Genomic DNA, 22805 nt, shown 5'->3' with positions numbered 1-22805 from the left:
GGAGTTCTCCAGGGCGATCAGCGCAGCAGCGGCCGCAGCAGTTCACGGGAAATGATGTGCCGCTGGATTTCCGAGGTGCCTTCCCAGATGCGCTCGATCCGTGCGTTACGCCAGATGCGTTCCACTGGTCCTTCGTCCATCAGGCCCATGCCGCCGAAGATTTGTACCGCCTCATCGGCTGTGCGACCCAACACTTCGCTGGCGAACAGCTTGGCCATGCCGGCCTCGCCATCGGTCATGGTGCCCTGGTCCATTTTCCACGCGGTGTGCAAGGTCAGCAGTTCAGCCGCGCGGATCTGCGTGGCCATGTCGGCGAGCTTGAACGAGATACCCTGATAGGTACCGATCGGCTGGCCGAACTGCTTGCGGTCCGCCGCCCATTGCAGCGATACGTCGAGTGCCCGCTGAGCCTGCCCGACGCAGTTGGCAGCGACCATGACGCGGCCCGCGGTCAGCCAGGCGTTGGCCACTTCCCAACCCTTGCCAACTTCGCCGAGCACTTTGTTGGCCGGCACCCGGCAATCGTCGAAGAACATTTCGAAGGTGTGGTAACCGCGGTTGCTCACGCACTTGGGACCGCGGCGAATGGTCATGCCCGGGGTGTCGCGATCCACCAGGAACGAGGTCACGGCGTTGCGCTTGCGACCGTTATGTTCGTAGGTGTCGGTGACCGCAAACACGATGGCGAAATCGGCGTGGCCGGCGTGGCTGATGAAGTGTTTGCTGCCGTTCAGAACGAAGTCATCACCGTCGCGCACAGCGCGGGTCTTGATCGCATTGGCATCGGAACCGGCACCGGGTTCGGTGAGGGCGAAGCAGTCGATCTTCTCGCCCTGGATGCACGGCAACAGGTAGTCGCCGATCTGGCTGCCCGTGCAGGCCATGAGGATCTTCGACGGCCGTGCGACGAACACATGCAGCGCCCATGAGACCTTCGACAGCTCACGCTCGATCAACGCCTGGGACAGGTAATCCAGCCCGCCTCCGCCGACTTCTTCGGGCATGTTGAAGGCATAAAAACCGGCGGCAATGGCTTTGCCGCGAATCTCTGCCGCCAGCTCCGGGGAGACTTCATCCGCCCGGTCGACCGCTTCTTCGTGGGGCAGCAATTCTTTGGCGACAAAGCTGCGTACCGCTTCCACCAACATTTCTTGTTCTTGGGTCAGTTGGAAATTCATGGTGTTACCTGTTGTTCGTTCACGGGTTATGGGGGCGGTGCTGGCTTATTTGCCGACGAAGCGCGCCGGGCGTTTTTCCACGGAGGCGCGCAAGGCTTCCGCGCCGTCTTCGCTGCGGCCGCACAACAGGCCGGCGGCCAGTTCGGCGTGCAGTTGCTGCGGCAGATCGCGCTGGGCGCCTTCGCGCATGAGTTTTTTGGTCTGGGCGAAAGCGAATGTCGGGCCGTTGGCCAGCCGCGCGGCGAGCTCGCCCGCTGTCTCGAGCAATTGCTCATCGGCACACACTTCGCCCACCAGCCCGGTTGCCAGGGCCCGGTCGGCGCCCCACAACTCGTCGAGGAACAGCAGGCGCTTGGCCTGTTCAGTGCCGATCAGCCGTGGCAGGTGCCAGCTGGCCCCGGCGTCCGGGGAGTACGCCATGCTGGTGTAGCCGGCCTTGAACCGCGCCGATTGCGCGGCAATGCGCAGGTCGCAGCACAGGGTGAGGTCCATGCCCGCGCCGACTGCAGTGCCGTTGATGGCGGCGATGGTGGGTTTTTCCAGGCTGTACAGACGGCCCATCAGGGCGTGGGCGGTTTCGGTCCAGCCGTAGGTTTCCAGATCGCCCCGGGCTTCGGCTTCGGCCCACTCAGCGAGGTCGGCGCCCGCGCAGAAACTGCGGCCGCTGCCGGTGAGCACGACGACGCGGACGGCGGGGTCGGTGTTGAACTGCTCGAGCAGTGCGTGCAGGTTTTTCAGGGTTGGGATGTCGAGGGCGTTGCGCTGAGCCGTGCGGTTGAGGGTGATCCAGGCAACGCCTGCTTCGACCTGGCTGAGCAGTGAAGGTTGAGTAGTCATTGCGGGGCCTGGATTATTTTTGATTGGAATGAGGGGGGACGACTTGAGGCCATACTAAACGAGTGTTCAGTAAGGCGGCAATTGGCGGTGTAACTGTGACTATTTGATTGTATGCGTTTGTTTTTTATTGGTTTTTTTGTGTTTTTTGGTTTGGTTGGGTTGGGTCTGTTACAACTTCGAACAACTGGGTACATGGGGGTTTGGGTGTGTATATCCGTTTTTTCTTCACGGCTGCTAATGGTTCCGCCCTTACGGCGGGTCACTTTCGAAAGAGCGCGAAAGTAACCAAAGCGCTCTTGCCCCACCACTTGGCACCTCGCCTAGGCTCGGTGTGCCCTCACTCCGGCATTACGCAGCGGGTCGCCGCGATGGGCCATCCCTGGCCCAGCGCGGCTAAACCGGCATCCTTGCCGGTTTACCCGCTGCGTAATGCCTGCGTTCGGCCAGCGTGGTTAATGGGGCGTCCGTGATCAACAACCGGGCCGTGGCGGCCTGCGGGCCGACCAAGGCTTCAAGCCGGCGCGCTGCGCTGGTTTGGCCGTGCGCTTTACCTGAATTTGAAATGAGAACCTGATGGACATGGCAACTGTGGGAGATGGCAACTGTGGGAGATGGCAACTGTGGGAGCAAAGCTTGCTCGCGATAGCGGTGCTCCAGTCACCATGATTGTTGAAGGATAATCCGTCATCGCGAGCAAGCTTTGCTCCCACAGGGTGTGCCATTCGAAGCTCTGCCATCCGCCGCTGATGCTGGGTCGAGCTAGCCGTCAGGTCGGCTTTCAGGCCGCCTCGGCCCGGTTGTTGATCGCGGACGCCCGTTAACCACGATGGCCGAACGCAGGTATTGCGTAGCGGGTAAACCGGCAAGGATGCCGGTTTAGCTGCGCTGGGCCAGGGACGGCCCATCGCAGCGACCCGCGGAGCAATGCCTGCGTTCGGGCACACCGAGCCTAGGCGAGGTGCCGAGTGGTGGGGCAAGAGGCGCTTGGTTACTTGGCGCTTTTCCAAGTAACCCGCTGTAAGAGCGGAACCATTAGCAGCCGTTAAAGCAAGAATGGATATGTACACAGCAAGATCGCAGCCTCGTTTCACTCGACAGCTCCTACAGGGAAATCAGGGGCCGCGCGAAACCGTTAGAAGCCGTAACCACAAAACCGGATATGCCCCACCCTCAAAAACAAAAAAACGCGACAGTCACCCCGTCGCGTTTATCGTCCAGACCAATCAATCAAGCAGACGGCAAGCTCGGCGCCAATACCCCCTGGCGCTTGCGATAAATCAGAAAGTAAGCGCTATAGCACAACGCAATAAAACCAAACCCCCAATACAGCGAAGGCCGTTGCGTCTCATCCAATGCCAGGAACACAAACAACGAACAGCACAACACAATGCACGTCAGTGGAATCAGCGGGAACCAGGGTGCCTTGTATTTCAGGTCGCTAAGTTTGCCCCCGTCACGTAGATACGCCTTGCGGAACTTGTACTGCGCCAGGGCAATGACAATCCAGGTCACCGTACCCGACATGCCGCTCACCGCCATCAGCACCATAAACAACGTATCGGCGGCAACGAAGCTAGTCATCAGCGACACCAGCGCAAAGCACAACGTGATACTCAGCGCCCGCAACGGCACGCCACGCTTGCTCAATGGCGAGAGGCTTTTGGGTGCCATGCCGGTCTTGGACATCGCCCACAAAATACGCGTCGAAGCGTACAGGCCGGAGTTGCCGACCGACAGAATCGCCGTCAGGATCACGAAGTTCATCAGGTCGGCCGCGTACGGAATGCCGACCATATCGAACACCTGCACAAACGGGCTTTCCATCAGCCCGGCCTGCTGCCACGGCACAATCGCCGAGAGCACCACGATCGCCAGCACGTAGAAAATCAACACCCGGAACACCACGTTGCGCACTGCGCGGGGGATGCTTTTCTCCGGCTGATCAGTCTCGCCGGCCGCCACGCCCATGATTTCGCAACCCTGGAACGCATAGACCACGGTCATCATCACCGCGAACACCGCCGACAGACCATTGGGGAAGAGCGAGTCGCCGATCAGGTTGGTCATCATCGGCGCCGGCTCGCCGCTGCTCAGCGGGATCGCGCCGAAGATCACCAGCACACCGACCACGATGAACCCCAGAATCGCCGCCACCTTGATCCCGGAGAACCAGTACTCGGCTTCGCCGAACGCGCGGGTCGCCAGGGCGTTCAGGCCGAACAGTACTGCGACGAACAGTGCCGACCAGTACCAGATCGGCACCGTCGGAAACCAGCGTTCCATCAACATGCCGGCGGCGGTGAACTCCAGCCCAACGGTGGTGGCCCAGCTCATCCAGTAGACCCAGCCGATCATGAAGCCGGTCGCCGGGCCGATGAACTTGGTGGCGTGGGTCTGGAACGAGCCGGACACTGGCATCTGCACGGACAACTCCCCCAGGCAGACCATCACCAGGTACATCAGGAAGCCGGCAACCAGGTAGGCCAGGATCGCCCCCACCGGACCGCCCTGGTTGATGGTGACGCCCGACCCCATGAACAGGCCGGTGCCGATCACGCCGCCCAGGGACAACATGAAGATGTGGCGGCTTTTCAGTGCGCGGGTCAGGTGGATGCCCTGGCGGTCGATTGATTCGCTCATGTCGGCACCTCAGTAGACGGCGCGATGCGCGGCGGCTGACAGGACGTCATGGCGCGAGGAAGGATCAGCTTTACGGCGGTTCATTATTATTATCTCCAATAAGCTTCGAAGACCGCGCTGCGGCGGTTACGTCGATTATTGGAAAGGCATGTAAGTTCGAGTTGTACGTGAGGATCAAAGATGTAAAAAGTCGTAACAAACTTGTACGTCAGGCCTGTAACAGCTGCGCCAGGGTCTGCCGCGAACTCTGCAATTGCTCGTGCACCTGCGGCGCCAACCCTCGCAGGCCCGCCTCGTCATGGTTCATTGCGGCTTCCTCCAACGCTCGCAGGACATTGGCCAATGCACGAAACCCCAACGAATCGCTGCTGCCGGCCAGGCGGTGGGCCAAGTGCGCGACCTCCGTGCAATCGTCGGCAGTGATGGCCTCGGCCAGGGCCTGGCTATGCTGTTCGATCGAATCGCGCAGCACCTTCAACAAACCGAGGAGTTTCTGTTCGCCGAGCAAGGTCCGGTGAGTGTCCAGTAGCGGCCAGTCCATGGCTTCGTCCGCCACTTGCGCGCGGGGCTCGGGAGCCTGGGCAGCCAGCGCCTGGCGCAGGTTGTCGAGCTTCAGGGGTTTGGCGAGGATGCCGTCCATGCCGGCATCCAGGTAACCGCGAACCAGGGCCGGTTGCACGCTGGCGGTCAAGGCGAAGAGGCGGCTGTGGCGATTCGGCCCAGGGGTGGCGCGCAGCCGTTTGCACAGTTCGACTCCGCTGATGCCCGGCAAGTGCACGTCGAGCAGGATCAAATCGAAGGCTTGCGCGGCACATTCAATCAACGCCTGCTCGGCGTCCTCGGCAAGCCATACCTGGTGCCCATCGCGCAGCAGTAGCCCCTCGACCACCTCGCGGTTAAGCGCCACATCCTCGACCACCAGAATGCGCAAAGCCTGGCCTGCGACACTGCTCGCAGCGACAGCCTGCACACCGGTCGCCGGTGCCAGCGCGAGCTCGAACCAGAAACAACTGCCGCGCCCGACTTCACTGTGCACGCCAATACACCCGCCCAACTGCTCCACCAGATGCTTGCTGATCGCCAGCCCCAGCCCGGTGCCGCCGAAGCGCTGCGCCACCTCTTCGCTGGCCTGGGTGAAGCGCTCGAAAATCTTCTGCTGCATCGCCAGTGCGATGCCAATGCCGTTGTCGGTAACGCTGACCCGCAGCCGCTGCCCTTGGCCACCAGGCAACAGCTCAACCTCAACCTTGACCCACCCGCCCTCGGTGAATTTGATCGCGTTGGCCAGCAGATTGCTCAGGACCTGGCGCAGGAATTGTTCGGCGCCATGCTGCCGCTCCGCTACTCGCGGATCGATGGAACATTGCAGGATCGTGTCGTTGCTTTGCGCGCGCGGTTCGAGCAGCGTCAGCACTTCATCCAGCAATTGCCGCAGGGAGAAGTCCACCGCTTCCGGGTGGCTCACGCCCTCCTCCAGCCGGGCGAAATACAGCACTTCATTGAGGATCGACAACAAGCCTTCCCCGGCTTTGTACAGCGCATCCAGGCGCTTGCCGCCGAGCTCGTCCAGCGGTGCCTCGCGCAGCAATTCGGCCATGCCGAGGATGCCATTGAGCGGGGTGCGCAATTCGTGGCTCATGGTGGCGAGAAAACGTGACTTGGCAAGGTTGGCCGCCTCTGCTTCATCCTTGGCGCGCATCAGGCTGGCGGTGCGGCGCTCGACCATTCGCAGCAGTTCGTCACGGTTATCCTGCAACGCCCGGCGATCACTTTCGCGGCGGTCGATATCACTGAGAATGGCCCGGCGCATGTCATCCAGTGCATGGGCCACGGTATCGATTTCGTCTGCGTCCGCACGCCGATGCTTGTCCAGGCGCAGCGGCTCGTGGGAATCGCCTGCGGCGATGCGCCGGGCGAACTCGGCCATGACTTGCAGGTGACGCGTAACCAGGCGATAAAACAACCCCGACAGCACCACCGCCAGGCCGCACAGGAACACACTCATCCACAGCAGGCTGGTCAGCCCGGTCGTGAACAGGCGCTCGTGCACCGCTCCCAGGTCGGTGGTGACTTCCAGTTCGCCCAAGTGCCGTACAGCGCCCGACGGCGGCTGGTAATCCAGGGCAAAGCGCTCGATACGCAGCGGCCCGATCGGCTCGGCAGTGCCTTGCAGCAGGTCGAAATCGGGACTGCGCAGGCGCACTCGCGCCACGTCGGAAAAGTCCACCAGGCCGCGCAATTGCACGTTGAGCTGATCCTGGTTGAGGTCCCACAAACTGCGCTCCAGACTGGCCAGGTAACCTGCGCGAATCAGCTCCATGCGCGAATCGATTTCGCGCATCTCGCGGCGATACTCAAAGTACAGCTGAACGCTGCTCGCCAGCACTGTGAAACACAGGCTGAAGAACAGGATATACAGCAGCAGGCGCCGCAACAGGCCTCCGGGACGGGCACCCATCATGGTCGATCCGGCGGCTGGCTGAGTGTGTCGCGGTAGGTGACTTCACTCTCGTGGAGCAAGCGCTCGACCTCGCCTGAATCGACCATGCGCCGCAACTGCGCATCGATGTCTGCCATCCGCCTCGCCACGGGAGAGCGCCGCGACACCGCGACTCGCAGGTAATCCACACCAAAGGATTCGGCCAGGGCGACGATGTCCTGGGTGCCCGGCAGGGTATCGACCTGCATTTGCCCAGTGCGCCGCTCGGAAACGATGAAGTCGATGCGCCCACGTATCAGCTTGCCGAAATTCTGTCGGCTATCGGAGACCTTTTCGATGTTCTGGTGCTGGTTGATAAAGCGGTCAAACGTCTCGCCGTAACTCTCCCCGAACAGAAAACCTCCGCGGTAGCGCGCCAGGTCTTCGAGCCGATCGATTGCTACCGGATGCTGGCGGTTGATGAACACCGCGACCTCCTCGCGCAACACCGGCACCGTCGAAAACACCAGGCTCTGCTCGCGCGCTGCAGTGCGGTAGGCCAGCACCAGGTCCACCCGCCCCTCAACGGCGTCGAGTACGCAGCGATTCCAGTTATCCAGCTCGACTATCTCGACTTCGTAGCCCAGTTGCCCGAACAGTTTTTTCACCACGCTGGGCGCGAGGCCGCGCACCTGCTTGCCATCGCTCCAGGAGATCGGCGGGTACACCGGATAGTCGCAATAGCGAATTTTCTCTGCAGCGGTCGCCCCGGTGGATGCCAGCATCAACAGCAGCCAGAACCCGCGCCACACGCCGCTCAGGCCGCCACGCTGGCGGTGAACAGGTAACCGGCACCGTGGATGGTGATGATCAGTTCAGGCTCGGCGGGGTCGTCGTGCAGCTTGCGCCGCAAGCGTCCCACCAACACATCAATGGAGCGATCGTTGGGCACCCACTCGCGGTTGCGGATCTGGTCCATCAACTGATCCCGGCTCAAGGTATGCCCGCTGTTGCGCAGGAACACGCTGAGCAACTGGTACTCGCCATGGGTCAGCAGGGTTTCGCCACCGCTATGGTCGATCAGGCGCCTGCGGTCAGTGTCCAAAGCCCAGGCGGCGAATTGCTTGACCGGGCGAGCGACGGCGGCGACTGGATGCGGCGTATGAGCATGGCGCACCCGGCGAATCAGATTCTTCGCCCGGGACACCAGTTCCCGCGGATTAAGGGGCTTGATCACATAGTCATCGGCGCCGCACTCGAGGCCTACGATGCGATCGATTTCATCGTTGCGCCCGGTGATCAGAATGATCCCGACCTCCGAACGCACCCGCAGCTCCCGGGTCAGGGTCAGGCCATCCTTGCCCGGAAGGCGGATATCGAGCATCACCAAGTCGACGCTCTGGGTCGCCAGGAAAGTTTCGGCAAGCTCCGCCGTGGCGGCGCAATGCACTTCGTAACCTTCCTGGGACAGGTAGGCCTGCAGCAGTTCGCGAATCAACGGATCGTCGTCGACGATCAATACCCGAGGAGTCATCGCTAGGTGTCCCGCGTATGCCCGAAGGCGTGTTTCTTATTAGAGTTTGGTCTATCACTGACGGCAGAGAGTAGCTATTGCTGAACGATCGATCAACAGCCCGTCGTCTGCAAAGTGAATCGTTGCCGACCGCCGGCCTGCAGCCCATCGACCCAGGCTTCGCAGATCTGCATGCCCTGTTCCGGGGTGAAGGTGCCAGGGTTGAGACCCGATTCCAGCCACAAGCCGTCGAGCAAGGCGCTCAGGCTGATGGCCGCCAAGTCGGAATCGAAATGCTCCCAGCCCTCTTCTTCTGCCAGCTCGTTCAGCACCTTGCGCAGGATGGCGCGGTACTCGCCGTAGGAATGTTCGTGCGCGAGGTTGATCGCCTCCGCCGTCTTCACCGCGCCCCAGAATGCCAGCCAGGCATCGAGCAGCTGCGGGTCGAGCAATTCGGCAGAAAACGAGCCGCGAAAAAACGCCGACAGCCGTTCCCGGGCATTCGGTGCCGCCTGTTCCATGGCCGCACGCAGCAGCGTCATGACCCGACCGGTCACCGCCAAATAGGCTTCGGCGACCAGTTCGTCCTTGCCGGAATAGTGATGGCTGATCAGCCCGACCGAAACACCGGCCTCGGCGGAAATCTTGCGAATCGACGCGCCCTGGAAACCATGGCGCTGCAGGCACACGAGCGTGGCCTCGATGAGATTGGTTTTGCGCAGTTCCGGCGCCATTCTGGAGAATCGGACTTCCTGAGTCATTGCACGACCTTCCTGGAGGCGAGGGTTGAGCCCTGTACGAGCCGTTCGTGAGCTGAACGACTGTACAGCAACTACCCTCGCCGACTCCAGATGCCGATCGCTTTTACATCTCGGGGAATGCATCGGGAAGGAACAATCGCGCCAACGTCGACGGCGATCAAGTCGGCAAATCGACCTGCAATGACGTTATTGCACTCTTCCTCGCTCAACGAACAGTAAATAAAACCATTGATTTTTTACTACAGGTAAATTCTTATGGCGAAATAATAACGCCAAAAACCGGCCCTTTCGGCTTCAGGCCGCCTGGAGTAATCCCCCATGAGCACAACCTCCCACGCCTTTGCGCACCTCTTCGAACCCTTGCAGCTGCGCGGCAAGCGGCTGAAAAACCGCATCATGTCCAGCGGGCACGACACCTCGATGCCCACCGACAATCTGGTCAACGCTCAATTGATCGCGTACCACAAGGCGCGAGCTGAGGGCGGCGCCGGGCTGATCGTGCTGCAAGTGGCCGGCGTGCACGACAGCGCGCGTTACACCTCGCACGTGTTGATGGCCACCGACGACGCCTGCATCGAGGGCTACCGTAAACTCGCGCAAACCTGCCATGCCCACGGCACCGTGGTGCTGTCGCAGATTTTTCATCCGGGGCGGGAAATCATGGAATCCAGCGATGGCCTGCTGGCGGTCGCCTATTCGGCTTCAGCGGTGCCCAATGAGCGGTTTCGGGTGATGCCCCGGGCGCTGGATCAAGCGATGATCGACGAGATTGTCGCCGGTTACGCAGCAGCGGCCCGGCGCCTGTTCCAGGCCGGGATCGATGGAGTTGAAGTGGTCGCCAGTCACGGCTATCTGCCGGCGCAGTTCATCAATCCGCGAGTCAACCGTCGTACCGATGGCTATAACGGCGAGCTGCAGCAGCGCTTGCGTTTCTTGCGGGAAATCCTCGCGGCTGTGCGCGCCAGTACCGATGAGCACTTCATTATCGGCCTGCGCATTTCCGCCGACGAGCGCGATCCAGAGGGCCTGACCGAGGACGAATCGCTGCTCGCCGTGCAGTCGTTGCAAGCCAGCCTGGACTACGTGCACATCGTCGCCGGTACTTCTGCATCCCTTGGCGGCGCCGTGCATATTGTGCCGCCGATGGCCATCGAGGCGGCCTACCTGGCCAGGGAAGCCGGCACCTTCAAGGCCGGGCTGGCGATCCCGCTGTTCGTCACCGGGCGCATCAACCAGCCCCAGGAAGCCGAACTGATACTGGCCCGGGGTCAGGCCGACGTGTGCGGCATGACCCGCGCGCTGATCTGCGACCCGCAAATGCCCAACAAAACCGACAGCGGTCATGTCGAAGATGTGCGCGCCTGCATCGCCTGCAATCAGGCGTGCATCGGCCACTTCCACAAAGGCTTGCCGATCTCCTGCATCCAGCACCCGGAAACCGGGCGCGAGTTGATCTTCGGCCACAGCCAACCGGCCGGCCAACGCAAGCGCATCATGATTGCCGGCGGTGGCCCGGCCGGGATGAAAGCCGCTGCGGTCGCCGCCCAACGCGGCCATGAGGTGACTCTCTACGAAGCCGCCGCGCAACTCGGCGGCCAAGTGCTGCTGGCACAGCTGTTACCGCGACGCAGCGAGTTCGGCGGCGCCAGCACCAACCTGCAACGGGAGATGGAACTGGCAGGTGTGCGTGTCGTGCGCAACACCCGTGTCGACCGCGCCCTGGTCGAGCGCGAGCGCCCCGATCTGGTGATCATCGCCACCGGAGCCGAACCCTATTGGCCGAACTTCGAACGCGGCGGCGAATTGCAGGTGGTGGACGCCTGGCAAGTGCTGCGCGATGAAGTCTCCATCGGTCGCTCCGTAGTCGTGGTCGACTGGCGTTGCGACTGGATCGGTCCCGGCATCGCCGAACGCCTGGTGCGCGCCGGGCATCAGGTGCAACTCGCGGTCAACGGCACTCACTGCGGTGAAAACCTGCCGCTGTACGTACGCGACCAACTGGCCGGCGAATTGCACAAACTCGGTATCCCAATCACCCCGTACGCCCGGCTCTACGGCTGCGATGACAACACCGTCTACCTGCAACACACCGCCAGCGGCGAACCGATGTTGCTGGAAAATATCGACACGCTGGTGTTGTGCCAGGGCCATCAACCGGTCGACACCCTCGGCGCCGAACTGCAAGGCCTGGTGGAATTCCGGCGCATCGGCGACTGCCTGGCGCCGCGCACTGCCGAGGAGGCAATCTACGAAGGTCTGAAAGTCGCCTGGGCCCTTTGAGCCTGTTTATACTCCGGGGTTTTCACCCAAACCCCGGCCTGGAGCACGCATGAGCAACACCAGCAAGGACAGCGCCGCAGCAGAGCCGCACTTCCTCGGCACCCGAATCCGCGGCCTGCGCAAACGCCGGGGCATGACCCTGGCGGAACTGGCGCAGATGAGCGAACTGACGGCGGGCTACATCAGCCAGCTCGAACGCAACCTCGCCTACCCCTCCATCCCCGCCCTCTTCAACATCGCCCGCAGCCTGGGCGTCACCATCCAGTGGTTCTTCGCCAGCGAGGCCGCCACCGCCCCCGAAGACCTGGGCGTAGTGGTACGCAAAAACACTCGGATGAGCGTGCATTACGAAGATGGCATCGTCGACCAACTGCTCACCCCACAGCCGAACCGACAACTGGAGATGCTGCACTCACGGTTTCCGCCTGGCACTTATAGCCAGCAGAGTTACAGCCATGAGGGGGAAGAAGCCGGGTATTTGTTGTCGGGGAGTTTTGAGCTGTGGGTTGGCGAGCGGCATTTTCTGCTGAGCGAGGGGGACAGTTTCAGCTTCTCGAGTCAGGAGCCACATCGGTATGGCAATCCTGGAGAGGTGGATGCGGTGGTGATTTGGGTGGTTACGCCGCCTACGTTTTGATGGGGTGTTCAATACATATTTTCAGACCTGTTGAACATCGCGTTTGCTTCCTGATCGGTAGTCATCCGTTACGCCAATGCATCAAGCGTTGCAGCCCAGGTGGTGTGAGGGTGAAAGCATCACGCAGTTGTCTGGCAGTGATCGTTCGATCCTTCAGGTCGAAAGCCAGTGCCGTTCGCAGGGCTGGCCAGCAATGTTTAGGTAAGTTCTTAGGGGCTTGCAGCTCGCTCTTCAAATGCTCATTGCGCGCTTGGTTCGAGGAAATGCGGCGAAATGGAGGCTTGCCTTCCGACAGCTCATAAATCACACAAGCTACGCTGTACAAATCGGCACTGGCCGACAGCGCTTGGCCCTCGAGCAATTCTGGCGCGGCGTAGCCCGGAGTCCAGCCGTTGAAACGTTCGCGGCTCAGATGCGGCAGACCGGGCAGGACGCCTTCCTCTGCCTGGCCAAGGCCGAAGTCAAACAAACGCACGCCATCTTCGCTGAGCATCACGTTGCTCGGTTTTATATCACCATGCAACACGCCTCGGGCATGGGCGTAGGCCAGTGCGTCGAGCAACGACAGCGCGATATCGCGCAACTCCTCCCATGGCAGACCCTGGGGCCGCTCGCAGAGTAAGGCGTCCAGGGTCAACCCACGCATAAGCTCCATGGTAATAAAGGCACGCTGGTGATGGGCGTCCACTCCAAAGGTGTAAAAACGCAGCACGTTGTCGTGACGCAGGCGTCGGGTCAGGGCGAACTCGTTGTAGAGCAACGCGCTGGCGTCCGGCGACTCGGCAAACTCTTCACCAAGAACTTTCAGCGCGACGTAAGGGTCAGGATCGCCGAACTGTTCGCGCAGCAAGTCCCGTGCACGGTAAACCGCGCCCATGCCACCGGCACCTAGCAATCTTTCGATACGGTAGCGGCCTGCCAGCACGTCAGGCATTTCACCCATGCTGGCCTTGATGGGCATCACTGCGGCCTCAGCCTTGTACGACTTGGCGAACGCAAAGTAGGTCAGGTTACCGCCCTGCTCCTCGCTCCCCAGCACGTCCTCGGTCGGTCGCATGAGCTCAGTCATTGGCGGATCACAACAGCTGTCAGGTTGTCCCGGGCCGAGCCACGCAGTGCGCTGTCAAACAAACGCTCCAGTGCAACCTGCGGCGCGGTCAGACTCAAGGCGTTGCCAAGTGCATCGCTGGTGAGCCCTTGATATAAACCATCGCTGCAGAGCAAAAACGCATCGCCGGGATAGACCTCAAGTTCCAGCACATCCAGGGTCAATTGCTCGGCTGCCCCGACAGCGCGGGTCAGGGCATTTGCGGCAGGATGGGCCATGGCCTGCTCGATGCTCATTTGTTGTTCGTCGAGCAGTTGTTGTTGCAGTGAGTGGTCCTTGGAAAGCTGATACAACCGCTGACCACGCCACAGGTAGCAGCGGCTATCCCCCGCCCAGATGCAGGATGCACGATTGCCTTCCACCAGCAACGCAACCACGGTGCTGCCCATGATGCTGTCGAGGCGCTCGGTAGTGACAGTCAACTCCATGCCCAAGCGGCGGTTGAGCCAGTGCAGGCACTGGCGGATGCTTTTGACTCGCTCGTCAAAATCATCCTGCACCGGCAATTCCGCCAGGCTGGCGACGATCAGCTGGCTGGCGATATCTCCACCCTGGTGACCGCCCATACCATCTGCGACCACCCACAACCCCCGCTCTGGAGCGTCCAGGAAAGCATCTTCGTTGCGCGCCCGAACCTTGCCGGCATCGGTGCGCGCGGCGCTGCGCCAGGGGCCGGCCTCCAGCATCAAAGCTGCACCGGCATACGGAAGGTGCGCAGCACACCCATGTCGAAGGGGTTTGGCGTGCGCTGGCTGGTTAGTAAGTAGTTAGCGCGCAGGCCTCCGACGTCAGCCTTGTTCGAAGGCTTTCATTTGGAGACAGTAGACATCCGTTACAGCACAACGAATCAGCGGCAGGGGAAGGCCGATGTCAGTGGAGAACTGGTGATCATGAACTGGGAGCCTGCAGTTTTGGGCCGACTGTTCTGACGCACTTGGCTTATAGTCGTGTCTGTGGCGGGGTGGCGTAAGCTTTTGGGCAGCATTGGTATCTGTTTCTATTCATTCTGAGCCCGAGAAAACCAGAAACAGACATTTAATCGAAGGCAGGCTGGAGGACTTGAAAGTCGTGGAGCGGGTATACACCGACGGATAGGAACGCTCAAGTACACCAAAAACCCCACCGTAAAACGTGGGGCTAATGACGAAGAAGGATGCCCCATTTCAACTCCCAATCACATTGATCACTAGGGATGAGGTAGATCTGGATCTACGCAGCTTTCTACCATGCGAGACAACAGCGATTTCACGTCCGCGCTGATCCGATCAAATGTGGCTGGCGTGATATCCCACTCTCCATCGGAATGGGCGAACAGCCCTTTATTTGGCCAAAAGGCGTAGTGGATCTTTCTCCGGCCGCCATTGTCATCAACGATTTCTACAATCCGATTTTCATGCTTCTGACCGGGCAAGCGCTGATCGATGTGTTCAAATGCTTCACGTCCCTTGGCATAGTGCGAAAACCAACGATCCTCTAACTCAGCCAGCTCGGGGCGAAAAGCTTCAAAAGCAGGGTCGTCCACTGACTTGGCCAAGTACCGATACACGTTCCTCAGCGAGATAAAGTAGAAGTGGATGTCAACCAAGATGTCTTGGTAATACTTCTTCTTAGCTTCAATACCCTGGCTAGGCGGCATTTCCCGGTTCCAGATTCTTCGCACCTGAATTTCAGCGGCTCTCAAGGAGCGGAACGCAAAATCGACGCAATGGACCGTCGCGTCTAATCGGCTTGCAGTCATCACTTTGAGAGTTTCATCTTGATTCATGTCTCACCACCTTAGGGCAGATTTAGGGCAAATTCAGGGCCGCTATAGGCCGCAGCATGCCTCAGCCAGATCCATAAAACGCCATTTTTTAAGGCCTAGAGCGGACAGGGGGAAGACTTGAAGGGGTGCGAATCCCTATCTCTCCGCCATTACATAGAAAAAGCCCCGTAGCTGAGAAGTTACGGGGCTTTTTCGTTTTCCATGATGCTGTTCTAAAGCATCGTCGGCCCATCGATGATTGAGATCGGGCTTCTTCTACCGCAAGCGCACCGTGAAGGAAGGAATTGATCGATGGCTGGAAGTACAGCGCGCACTCAAAGCATCGAGCACGGTGATCAACTATGTGAGTAAGTCTGCTCACGTTGATAACAAGTTTGGAAAACGTCGAATCGTCGACATCAGTAAAAGTGATATCGAGTTGTTTCAGGCACAGCTGCTAAAGCAAGGTCTCGCCCCAAAGACTGTTAACGATATATTCACCGTTGTTCGAGGGGTCTGGGCTGACGCCTTCGGCGACGGAATCCTGAAAGCTAATGCACTCGACAGGATCAGCAATGTCGGATCGGACGTGGATCTGGAGCACGCCGATCCGTTCAGCCGCGCCGAGATCGATTCCATCAGCAAAGCAGACCCCGACCGACGCGCGGATACGAGGATGATCGAGTTCAATTGCTGGGCCGGGCTGTCCTTATCCGAGCTTATCGGGCTCGCCGTTGAAGACATCGATCTTGATGCTGGTTTGGTACACGTTCGGCGGGCATTGGTCGTCGGCGAATTCAAAGTGCCTAAAGAACGCTCCAGGGTGCGAGTTGTAGAGCTGATATACCCCGCTCTCGAGCTGATGCGAGAGATTGTTACTGCAGCCAAGGAGGCTACTGCAGTAGAGATCACCGTTATCCAGCGCGACAACATCACATCAAAGAAGATGAAGGTGAGGTTTCTTTTCCACAGCTCCACCAGCGGCCTGCTGTGGAGTGGCAAGACTGTGAGCAAGTGGTTCACCGCCCATCTGAAAAAGGCACAAGTCCGCCACCGAGGCGCCAATCAATGTCGCCACACCTTTGCGAGCCAAGCCCTTTCAAGCTACGTACCAGTGGAGTGGGTCGCACGCCAATTAGGACATAGTGATACAACAATGGTGAGGAAACATTATGGACGATGGATACCAAGGGACACAAAAAGCATGGCCGCTTTCGTATCCGAGCAAATGGGCTTTCGAACAACGATCGATGCCAATCAACGTGATCTTACTGAATAGCTTTCCAGCGAATCGCAGTCATGACGGTATGGTAGACATTATAAATAAAGGATTTTAATTGCATCAACAAGAAGAACATCCCCGTATAAAGAGTAACGTATGCCACACCGACCAACCACTCTGTAATTTTCCATGATATTGGGGAGAGCTGTACTATCTTATGCACCAGCCCTCCTTTGATTGCGAACAAAATCACCAACAAACAGAAAACCGTATAAACCAAGTAATAAATAAATACACGCATAAAAATAAAAAAATTGTTTTTCAAAAAAGACAACTGCGATTTGTCATGCCTATGCTTAGACATTGCCACTAGCATATCGGGCTGACTAATCGTTGCAAAGATGGTAAAACCAGCCAAAATAAAACCTAAGACAGAAACCACTACCCCCAAAGCCATGGTGCTAAATTCCCGCACAATCTTAAGCTTCTCATCCAATGAGATTTCCAACATGCAGTATTGAAGCACCACCAAAATAAAAACGATTAACGTCATCCAAAAATTAAATGAACTAAAGGGAATCCTTCTCGCTTTGACGTAAATCGCCCACAAGCTCTTTTCATCCATCAACGCCTTGGGCGACAAATCATCGTTCACCTGGTTCACCTACGATAAGGAGTGAGTTTGGCAATCGCTGCTCGGGTTGGAGCTGCAACTTGAATCATACCATCGCCTACCAACTGAATAAATTTTTGAAACAAAGTCGGTGCTGCTTGCGAAGGCGAGTTCGTTGTTAACTCAACATAACTCTTAAGCTGAAAATGCTCATTGTCACCGCGCAATTCCGTACCCGAACTATCTTTACCCACAAGCGTCACTGTCTGATTTCCCTGAACAGTGGCAGCCTGTACTTCCTCGATCACACTATCTTTATCCAACCCTTCAGAGTTTGAGTGACGAATTGTTGTTGTCTTACTATTAACTTCATCCTTCTGACGTTGCACAGCCTCGAAAAAACCTTCATTATCATGTTCGTCATTTCGATCAGAAAACTTATATGTAACCGAACTCAAAACCTCATACTGCCGAACAAAAGAGTCGATACTTTGTGCTGAAGTTAACGGAATCAACTACAAAGTAGGAGGAAAATTATCAAGCATCAACTGCTTTTTCGTTACTTTCTCGCCACTCTCTTTAAGCTCATCATACGTAGTATCAATAAAGGCTTTATGGCTACGCTTCAAGAAACTCTCAAGTGTCGACTTGAAATTATCCAGCGTTGGAGCGAATTTTGTTTCTTTAAGAAAGATAAGCCGATGAATATCAAGAACTAAAACAAAAATACAAGAAGGTGAAGATTGCATTTCCTCATGATCTTCTACCAATCCCGATTTAGTATAAATCTGCTCTCGCTCTAAAACCATGTCCTTAATAAATCGACCAACAAGTAAAACCCGCCCATCGACTGTGACTAATTCTACGTTTTCAAAGAAAAATTGCGTCGTTCCATAAATCCTTGTGAGCTCAGGATTATAAAAGGACGGCAGCACAATTTCTTCAAAATAATCAAGAAGGTTTTGATCCCCAAATTTGCAAACGAGATTCGCCATTTCAACCGGGTATTGGCGGTTAGACATTAGATCCCTCTAAATGAGCGTTGAAGCTCTTGGTAGCCATTTGATGGCTAACTCTAGCGCCCCAGTGAATTTTTGTCACTGAGACTCTGCTGAATGAGCAGAGATTGCCTACGATCGTAAAAGAGCAAAGGGACGCCACCGGTCCAGCCGAAGATGTTTTTTGCCCTAAAAATGCCCTAACTCAATCATCTGAAACGAAAAAGCCCCTGTAATCTCTAACGATTACAGGGGCTTAGTCTTACTCAATAATGGCGGAGAGATAGGGATTCGAACCCTAGGTACCGGTGAAGGTACAACGGATTTCGAATCCGTCCCATTCGGCCACTCTGGCATCTCTCCAACGGCGCGCATCATAACAACACTTTCGCCGGATGCGAAGCCCCTAAGCGAAATATTTCTGTGGTATCAGATGCTTGCGTCGATTAAAGCGGTACGCCCAGACGGTTGGCGACTTCTTCGTAGGCTTCGATGACGTCACCGAGGCCTTGGCGGAAGCGGTCCTTGTCCATTTTCTTGCCAGTGGCCTTGTCCCAAAGGCGGCAGCCGTCGGGGCTGAATTCGTCGCCCAGGACGATGGAGCCGTCGCTGAATACGCCGAATTCGAGTTTGAAGTCGACCAGCAGCAGGCCGGCGTCGTCGAACAGTTTGCTCAGGACTTCGTTGACCTTGAGCGACAGTTCCTTCATGCGTACCAGTTGCTCGGCGGTGCCCCAGCCAAAAGCGACGACATGCGATTCGTTGATGAACGGGTCGCCCTTGGCGTCGTCCTTCAGGAACAGTTCGAAGGTGTAAGGGTTGAGCTTCATGCCCTCTTCGACGCCCAGGCGCTTGACCAGGCTGCCGGCGGCGTAGTTACGCACGACGCACTCGACCGGGATCATGTCGAGCTTCTTCACCAGGCACTCGTTGTCGCCCAGCAGCTTGTCGAACTGGGTCGGCACGCCGGCGGCTTCGAGTTTCTGCATGATGAAGGCGTTGAACTTGTTGTTCACCATGCCCTTGCGGTCGAGCTGTTCGATGCGCTTGCCGTCGAACGCCGAAGTGTCGTTGCGAAACAGCAGGATCAAGCGGTCAGCGTCGTCGGTCTTGAAAACCGATTTGGCTTTGCCGCGGTAGAGTTCTTCACGTTTTTCCATGATGGGCTCCGCTTGCTAAGTAGGTGGGCTAGGCGATGTGTCGCCAGTCGAGCCCTGAATCTTGATCGGCCAGTTGCAGCCAGTCCGGGTCGCACCCGAGGGTGTCGACAAAACATTGCCGGGCCAGCTGCGGCAGGTTGTTCTTGCTGCTCAGATGGGCCAGGACCAGGTGTTGCAGGCCTTGCCAGCCCAACTCGGACACCAGGAATGCCGCCTGGTGGTTGTTCAAATGTCCCAGCTCCCCGCCAACCCGCTGCTTGAGAAAGTACGGGTAGTGACCGCGAGCCAGCATGTCACGGCAATGGTTGGACTCGATCATCAACGCATCGAGGTCCTTGTAGCCATCCAGCACCCTGTTGCAATACGAACCCAGGTCGGTCAGCAGGCCGAAGCGTCGCTCACCATCGCTGAATACGTACTGCGTCGGTTCCTGTGCATCATGGGCCACGGCAATGACGCCGATGCTCAGTGCGCCGATCTGCAGTTGCTCGCCGCCCGCCAGGAGGCCGGCCGGCTCAATCGGTTTGCGCATCCCGCGCAGGGTGCCGCGACTGAGGTAGACAGGCAGATTGTAGCGCCGAGACAGCAAACCCACGCCATGCACGTGGTCGGCATGTTCGTGGGTCACGAGTATCGCGCTCAGCTGCGCCGGGTTTACCCCGAGGCGCAACAGGCGTTTTTCGGTTTCCCGCAGGGAAAAACCACAATCCACCAGCACATACGTATCAGCGCTGGCTATCAGCGTGCCGTTCCCTTGGCTACCGCTGCCGAGAACGGCAAAACGCATGAGATCAGCCCAGGTTGTCCTGAATCACGCTCAACACTTTGCGCGCCACATCAGCTGGCGCCACGGTGTTGATGTTCTTCTCGACGGTGACCTGGACGTTTTCACCCACCTTGCTCAGGCGAACCTGATAACGCTCGGCGCGGGCTTCAACTTCTTCCTTGTTCGGCGCGCTGCCGAACAGGCTGCTGAAGAAACCAGGCTTGTCGTCTTTCTTCTCGGCCTTTTCGGCGAGGTTGATGTAGTACAGGCCCAGGCTGCGGTTGATGTCTTCCACTCGCCATTCGCCCTGCTCCAGCGCACGACCGACGCTCGACCAGGCACGATCCAGGTCGTTGCCGATGTTCAGGACCGGGTTGCCGCTGCCGTCTTCGCTCAGGCTCACACGGCTTGGCGTATCAAAATCACGCGAAGCCAGCATGGATACCGAACCGCCTTTCTCGGAGATACGGCTCATGCTTGCAAGCATGTCGTCGACCAGTGCCGCGTCCAGGCCGGTGTTGACCGAACGGTTGGTGAATTCGACGTCGGCAGTGCTGCCGGCAGGACGCTCGGCGCTGACCACGTAGATTTCACTGGTATTGCGCTGCACGCCTGGCTCGATACGCACCCGCACGCGGGTTTCGCTGTCGGCACCGACACCGGCGGCGCTCAGGCGCTTGGCCATGGCGGCGGACAGTTCGTCGGGATGCTGCCAGGTGGTGGTGAATTCGCCGGTTTGCGGGCGCTGCTCGTCCAGGCGGAAGCCGTTGTCCTGGAAGAACTGCACGGCCACTGGCCAAGCTTCGGCCGGTGGGTTCTGCGCGACGATCCAGCGGGTGTCACCGCTCTTCTGCAGCGAGTAGGCGCTGGCATCAGCCGCTGCGGTCAGCGGTTGCGGACGGGGAACCACGTACTCGCCCTTGACGGAGTCATCGGCCACGTTGCGCGGGATCGGCAGCAACGGGTCAAGGCGCTTGGCGGTAGTGACATCCGGTGGCAATTGCATCGGTGCAGTCTGTTGCGCTTCCAGGTAATCGCTACCACGGTCACGGAAATAACCTTCCGGGCCCCAGACCCATCCACAGCCACTGGTGCTGGAGATGATCACGGCTAGTGCGGAAAGTCCGGCCAATCGCTTCATGCGTAGTACTTCCTCAATTAAACCAGGACGCCGGACTGGCGCATGGCCTGCCGCAGCGGTTCGTGACAGGCAGTGCTGAGCCAGGTGAGCGGCAGACGGATACCGTCCGGCATCAAGCCCATTTCATGTAGCGCCCATTTCACGGGAATAGGGTTGGATTCGATGAACAGGGTTTTATTGAGTGGCATCAGCGTTTCGTGAATGGCGCGCGCGGTGACGGCATCGCCTTTCAGAGCGGCATTGCACAGATCGGCCATGGCGCGCGGGGCGACGTTGGCGGTCACCGAGATGTTGCCCTTGCCGCCCATCAGGATCAGCTCGACGGCGGTCGGATCATCACCCGAGATCACAAGGAAGTCGGCGCTGACGCCATCGAGGATGGCCTTGGCACGAGACAGGTCGCCGGTGGCTTCCTTGATGCCGATGATGTTCTTCACGGTCGACAGGCGAATCACGGTGTCGGCCTGCATGTCGCAAGCGGTGCGGCCAGGCACGTTGTAGAGGATCTGCGGGATGTCGACAGCTTCGGCGATGGCCTTGAAGTGCTGGTACAGGCCTTCCTGGGTCGGCTTGTTGTAGTACGGCGTCACCAGCAGGCAGGCGTCGGCACCAGCGGTCTTCGCGTTGGTGGTCAGCTCGATGGCTTCGCGCGTCGAGTTGGCGCCCGTTCCGGCGATCACCGGAATGCGTCCTGCAACCTGCTTCACCACGAAACGAATCACTTCGATGTGTTCGTTCACGTCAAGGGTGGCCGATTCACCTGTAGTGCCGACCGCCACGATGGCGTGGGTGCCGTTTTGCAGGTGAAAGTCCACCAGTTTGCTCAGGCTGTCCCAGTCGAGACGACCCTGTGCATCCATGGGTGTGACCAGTGCCACCATACTGCCCGCAATCATGCAACCGCTCCTGCCGGAAAAAGAGAGCGGTAATGGTACTGGCGCCAAGATGCTTGTACAAGCGAAGTACTGCGCTGCTGCCATTCCCCTTGGCGCTGCTTTTCGCTACCCTTCAGACTTTGATCGGTACTGATAAGCTCGTACGCCGCGTTCCAGCCTCCATTTTCGGCATCACAAGCCCCGATCCAGCGTTGCCACCCTTCGCTCTTGCCTCAATAGAGCACGTCGCAACCTGCCATCGGGTTTTCTGAATTCGCATCCGCAGGCTCGTTCCCGGTTAAAAAAGCCCATTGAGGTATCGACCGCTCATCGCTTTAGGAATGCTGCATGTCCACCCCCACAGTTCGCGAACAATTCCTTGTCATCAGTGCCCTTGGCGCCAACCCTATGGAGCTGACTAACGTCCTGTGCCGCGCCAGCCATGATAATCGCTGCTCCGTGGTCACTTCCCGCCTGACCCGTCATGGCGAGTGCAGTGCGTTGATCCTCGAGATCTCCGGCAGCTGGGACGCCCTGGCTCGCCTGGAAGGCAGCCTGTCGGGTCTGGCCAAGAAGCACGCCTTCACCGTCAACGTAGTGCGCAGCGCGGCCCTGGAGAACCGACCACAGGCCCTGCCGTACGTCGCCTATGTCAGTTCCGCCTATCGCTCGGACATCATTAACGAGCTGTGCCAGTTCTTCATGGACCACAACGTCGAACTGGAGAACCTGACCTGCGATACGTACCAGGCGCCTCAGACCGGCGGCACCATGCTCAATGCCACGTTTACCGTGACCTTGCCCGCTGGAGTGCAAATCAGCTGGCTGCGCGATCAGTTCCTGGATTTTGCCGATGCGCTGAACCTGGATGCCCTGATTGAACCGTGGCGCCCACAGAACCCAATGTAAGGAA

The 22805-nt window shown here is 58.6% G+C and carries 21 protein-coding genes, 1 tRNA gene and 2 pseudogenes; 5 read left to right on the top strand and 19 right to left on the bottom strand.

Features of this window, described 5'->3' with window-relative positions:
- Positions 1 to 17 precede the first annotated feature (17 nt).
- The 7 genes from ORL50_RS11360 to ORL50_RS11330 all read right to left on the bottom strand — a co-directional run bounded on the left by ORL50_RS11360 (position 18) and on the right by ORL50_RS11330 (position 9348).
- Positions 18 to 1178 carry an acyl-CoA dehydrogenase family protein gene (locus tag ORL50_RS11360; RefSeq protein ID WP_266014284.1) on the bottom strand — a complete coding sequence of 387 codons (1161 nt, stop codon included), beginning with the start codon at positions 1176 to 1178 and terminating at the stop codon, positions 18 to 20.
- A 45-nt stretch (positions 1179 to 1223) separates the two neighbouring features.
- The gene (locus ORL50_RS11355) at positions 1224 to 2015 is read right to left on the bottom strand and encodes an enoyl-CoA hydratase/isomerase family protein (protein ID WP_266014281.1); all 792 of its coding nucleotides are present in this window, start codon (positions 2013 to 2015) and stop codon (positions 1224 to 1226) included.
- 1227 nt (positions 2016 to 3242) lie between these two features.
- Positions 3243 to 4655, bottom strand: coding sequence for an amino acid permease (locus ORL50_RS11350; RefSeq protein ID WP_266014278.1), 1413 nt, complete (start codon positions 4653 to 4655; stop codon positions 3243 to 3245).
- Positions 4656 to 4863: 208 nt separating this feature from the next.
- Positions 4864 to 7116 carry an ATP-binding protein gene (locus ORL50_RS11345; RefSeq protein WP_266014275.1) on the bottom strand — a complete coding sequence of 751 codons (2253 nt, stop codon included), beginning with the start codon at positions 7114 to 7116 and terminating at the stop codon, positions 4864 to 4866.
- Positions 7113 to 7859: a substrate-binding periplasmic protein gene (locus ORL50_RS11340; RefSeq protein WP_266014272.1), complete on the bottom strand. Its 747-nt coding sequence runs from the start codon at positions 7857 to 7859 to the stop codon at positions 7113 to 7115. The genes ORL50_RS11345 and ORL50_RS11340 overlap by 4 nt, the downstream gene beginning before the upstream one ends.
- Positions 7860 to 7891: 32 nt before the next feature.
- Positions 7892 to 8608 carry a response regulator gene (locus ORL50_RS11335; RefSeq protein ID WP_266014269.1) on the bottom strand — a complete coding sequence of 239 codons (717 nt, stop codon included), beginning with the start codon at positions 8606 to 8608 and terminating at the stop codon, positions 7892 to 7894.
- A gap of 92 nt (positions 8609 to 8700) precedes the next feature.
- Positions 8701 to 9348, bottom strand: a complete 648-nt coding sequence (locus ORL50_RS11330; RefSeq protein ID WP_266014266.1) for a TetR family transcriptional regulator C-terminal domain-containing protein — start codon at positions 9346 to 9348, stop codon at positions 8701 to 8703.
- A 318-nt stretch (positions 9349 to 9666) separates the two neighbouring features.
- Between ORL50_RS11330 and ORL50_RS11325 the strand changes: the two genes are divergently transcribed.
- Positions 9667 to 11628: an oxidoreductase gene (locus tag ORL50_RS11325; protein ID WP_266014263.1), complete on the top strand. Its 1962-nt coding sequence runs from the start codon at positions 9667 to 9669 to the stop codon at positions 11626 to 11628.
- A gap of 49 nt (positions 11629 to 11677) precedes the next feature.
- Positions 11678 to 12265: a cupin domain-containing protein gene (locus ORL50_RS11320; RefSeq protein WP_266014260.1), complete on the top strand. Its 588-nt coding sequence runs from the start codon at positions 11678 to 11680 to the stop codon at positions 12263 to 12265.
- Between the two features lie 61 nt (positions 12266 to 12326).
- Here the strand turns inward: ORL50_RS11320 and ORL50_RS11315 are convergent, their stop codons facing one another.
- The 3 genes and pseudogenes from ORL50_RS11315 to ORL50_RS29080 all read right to left on the bottom strand — a co-directional run.
- Positions 12327 to 13334, bottom strand: a complete 1008-nt coding sequence (locus ORL50_RS11315) for a serine/threonine-protein kinase (RefSeq protein ID WP_266014258.1) — start codon at positions 13332 to 13334, stop codon at positions 12327 to 12329.
- Positions 13331 to 14059 (bottom strand): PP2C family protein-serine/threonine phosphatase, encoded by a 729-nt coding sequence (locus tag ORL50_RS11310; RefSeq protein ID WP_266014255.1) that lies wholly within the window; start codon positions 14057 to 14059, stop codon positions 13331 to 13333. Before ORL50_RS11310 ends, ORL50_RS11315 begins: the two co-directional genes overlap by 4 nt.
- Positions 14059 to 14169: pseudogene (locus ORL50_RS29080) on the bottom strand (hypothetical protein); the annotation flags it as partial. The gene ORL50_RS11310 and the pseudogene ORL50_RS29080, both read right to left, overlap by 1 nt.
- Between ORL50_RS29080 and ORL50_RS11305 the strand changes: the two are divergent.
- Positions 14168 to 14302, top strand: a pseudogene (locus ORL50_RS11305) (DNA adenine methylase); the annotation flags it as partial. The pseudogenes ORL50_RS29080 and ORL50_RS11305 sit on opposite strands and share 2 nt — an antisense overlap.
- 257 nt (positions 14303 to 14559) lie before the next feature.
- Here ORL50_RS11305 and ORL50_RS11300 read toward each other — a convergent pair.
- Positions 14560 to 15138 carry a hypothetical protein gene (locus tag ORL50_RS11300; protein WP_266014252.1) on the bottom strand — a complete coding sequence of 193 codons (579 nt, stop codon included), beginning with the start codon at positions 15136 to 15138 and terminating at the stop codon, positions 14560 to 14562.
- 271 nt (positions 15139 to 15409) lie between these two features.
- Here ORL50_RS11300 and ORL50_RS11295 point away from each other — a divergent pair, with 271 nt between their 5' ends.
- Positions 15410 to 16396 (top strand): tyrosine-type recombinase/integrase, encoded by a 987-nt coding sequence (locus ORL50_RS11295; protein ID WP_266014249.1) that lies wholly within the window; start codon positions 15410 to 15412, stop codon positions 16394 to 16396.
- Here ORL50_RS11295 and ORL50_RS11290 read toward each other — a convergent pair.
- The 8 genes from ORL50_RS11290 to dapA form a co-directional block, all read right to left on the bottom strand.
- Positions 16386 to 16994, bottom strand: a complete 609-nt coding sequence (locus ORL50_RS11290; protein ID WP_266014246.1) for a hypothetical protein — start codon at positions 16992 to 16994, stop codon at positions 16386 to 16388. The two genes, ORL50_RS11295 and ORL50_RS11290, sit on opposite strands and share 11 nt — an antisense overlap.
- A gap of 5 nt (positions 16995 to 16999) precedes the next feature.
- Positions 17000 to 17410, bottom strand: a complete 411-nt coding sequence (locus ORL50_RS11285) for a hypothetical protein (protein ID WP_266014243.1) — start codon at positions 17408 to 17410, stop codon at positions 17000 to 17002.
- A 57-nt stretch (positions 17411 to 17467) separates the two neighbouring features.
- Positions 17468 to 17974, bottom strand: a complete 507-nt coding sequence (locus ORL50_RS11280; protein ID WP_266014241.1) for a hypothetical protein — start codon at positions 17972 to 17974, stop codon at positions 17468 to 17470.
- A gap of 249 nt (positions 17975 to 18223) precedes the next feature.
- Positions 18224 to 18313, bottom strand: a tRNA-Ser gene (locus ORL50_RS11275).
- 83 nt (positions 18314 to 18396) lie between these two features.
- The gene (purC, locus tag ORL50_RS11270; protein ID WP_008034929.1) at positions 18397 to 19110 is read right to left on the bottom strand and encodes a phosphoribosylaminoimidazolesuccinocarboxamide synthase; all 714 of its coding nucleotides are present in this window, start codon (positions 19108 to 19110) and stop codon (positions 18397 to 18399) included.
- A 28-nt stretch (positions 19111 to 19138) separates the two neighbouring features.
- Positions 19139 to 19897, bottom strand: a complete 759-nt coding sequence (locus ORL50_RS11265; RefSeq protein WP_045058765.1) for an MBL fold metallo-hydrolase — start codon at positions 19895 to 19897, stop codon at positions 19139 to 19141.
- A 4-nt stretch (positions 19898 to 19901) separates the two neighbouring features.
- On the bottom strand, positions 19902 to 21017 hold the full coding sequence (gene bamC / locus ORL50_RS11260; protein WP_266014222.1) for an NlpB/DapX family lipoprotein: 1116 nt from the start codon (positions 21015 to 21017) through the stop codon (positions 19902 to 19904).
- Positions 21018 to 21034: 17 nt separating this feature from the next.
- Positions 21035 to 21913 carry a 4-hydroxy-tetrahydrodipicolinate synthase gene (dapA, locus tag ORL50_RS11255; protein ID WP_266014219.1) on the bottom strand — a complete coding sequence of 293 codons (879 nt, stop codon included), beginning with the start codon at positions 21911 to 21913 and terminating at the stop codon, positions 21035 to 21037.
- Between the two features lie 327 nt (positions 21914 to 22240).
- On the opposite strand from dapA, the gene ORL50_RS11250 reads away from it, so the two are divergent.
- Complete coding sequence (locus ORL50_RS11250) at positions 22241 to 22801, top strand: glycine cleavage system transcriptional repressor (protein ID WP_266014216.1); 561 nt, start codon at positions 22241 to 22243, stop codon at positions 22799 to 22801.
- Positions 22802 to 22805: the final 4 nt, after the last annotated feature.

Source organism: Pseudomonas sp. RIT-562, from assembly GCF_026241895.1.
GTDB lineage: Bacteria > Pseudomonadota > Gammaproteobacteria > Pseudomonadales > Pseudomonadaceae > Aquipseudomonas > Aquipseudomonas mandelii_F.
The sequence above is the reverse complement of the archived record's forward strand: the minus strand, read 5'-3'. Positions and strand labels throughout refer to the sequence as shown.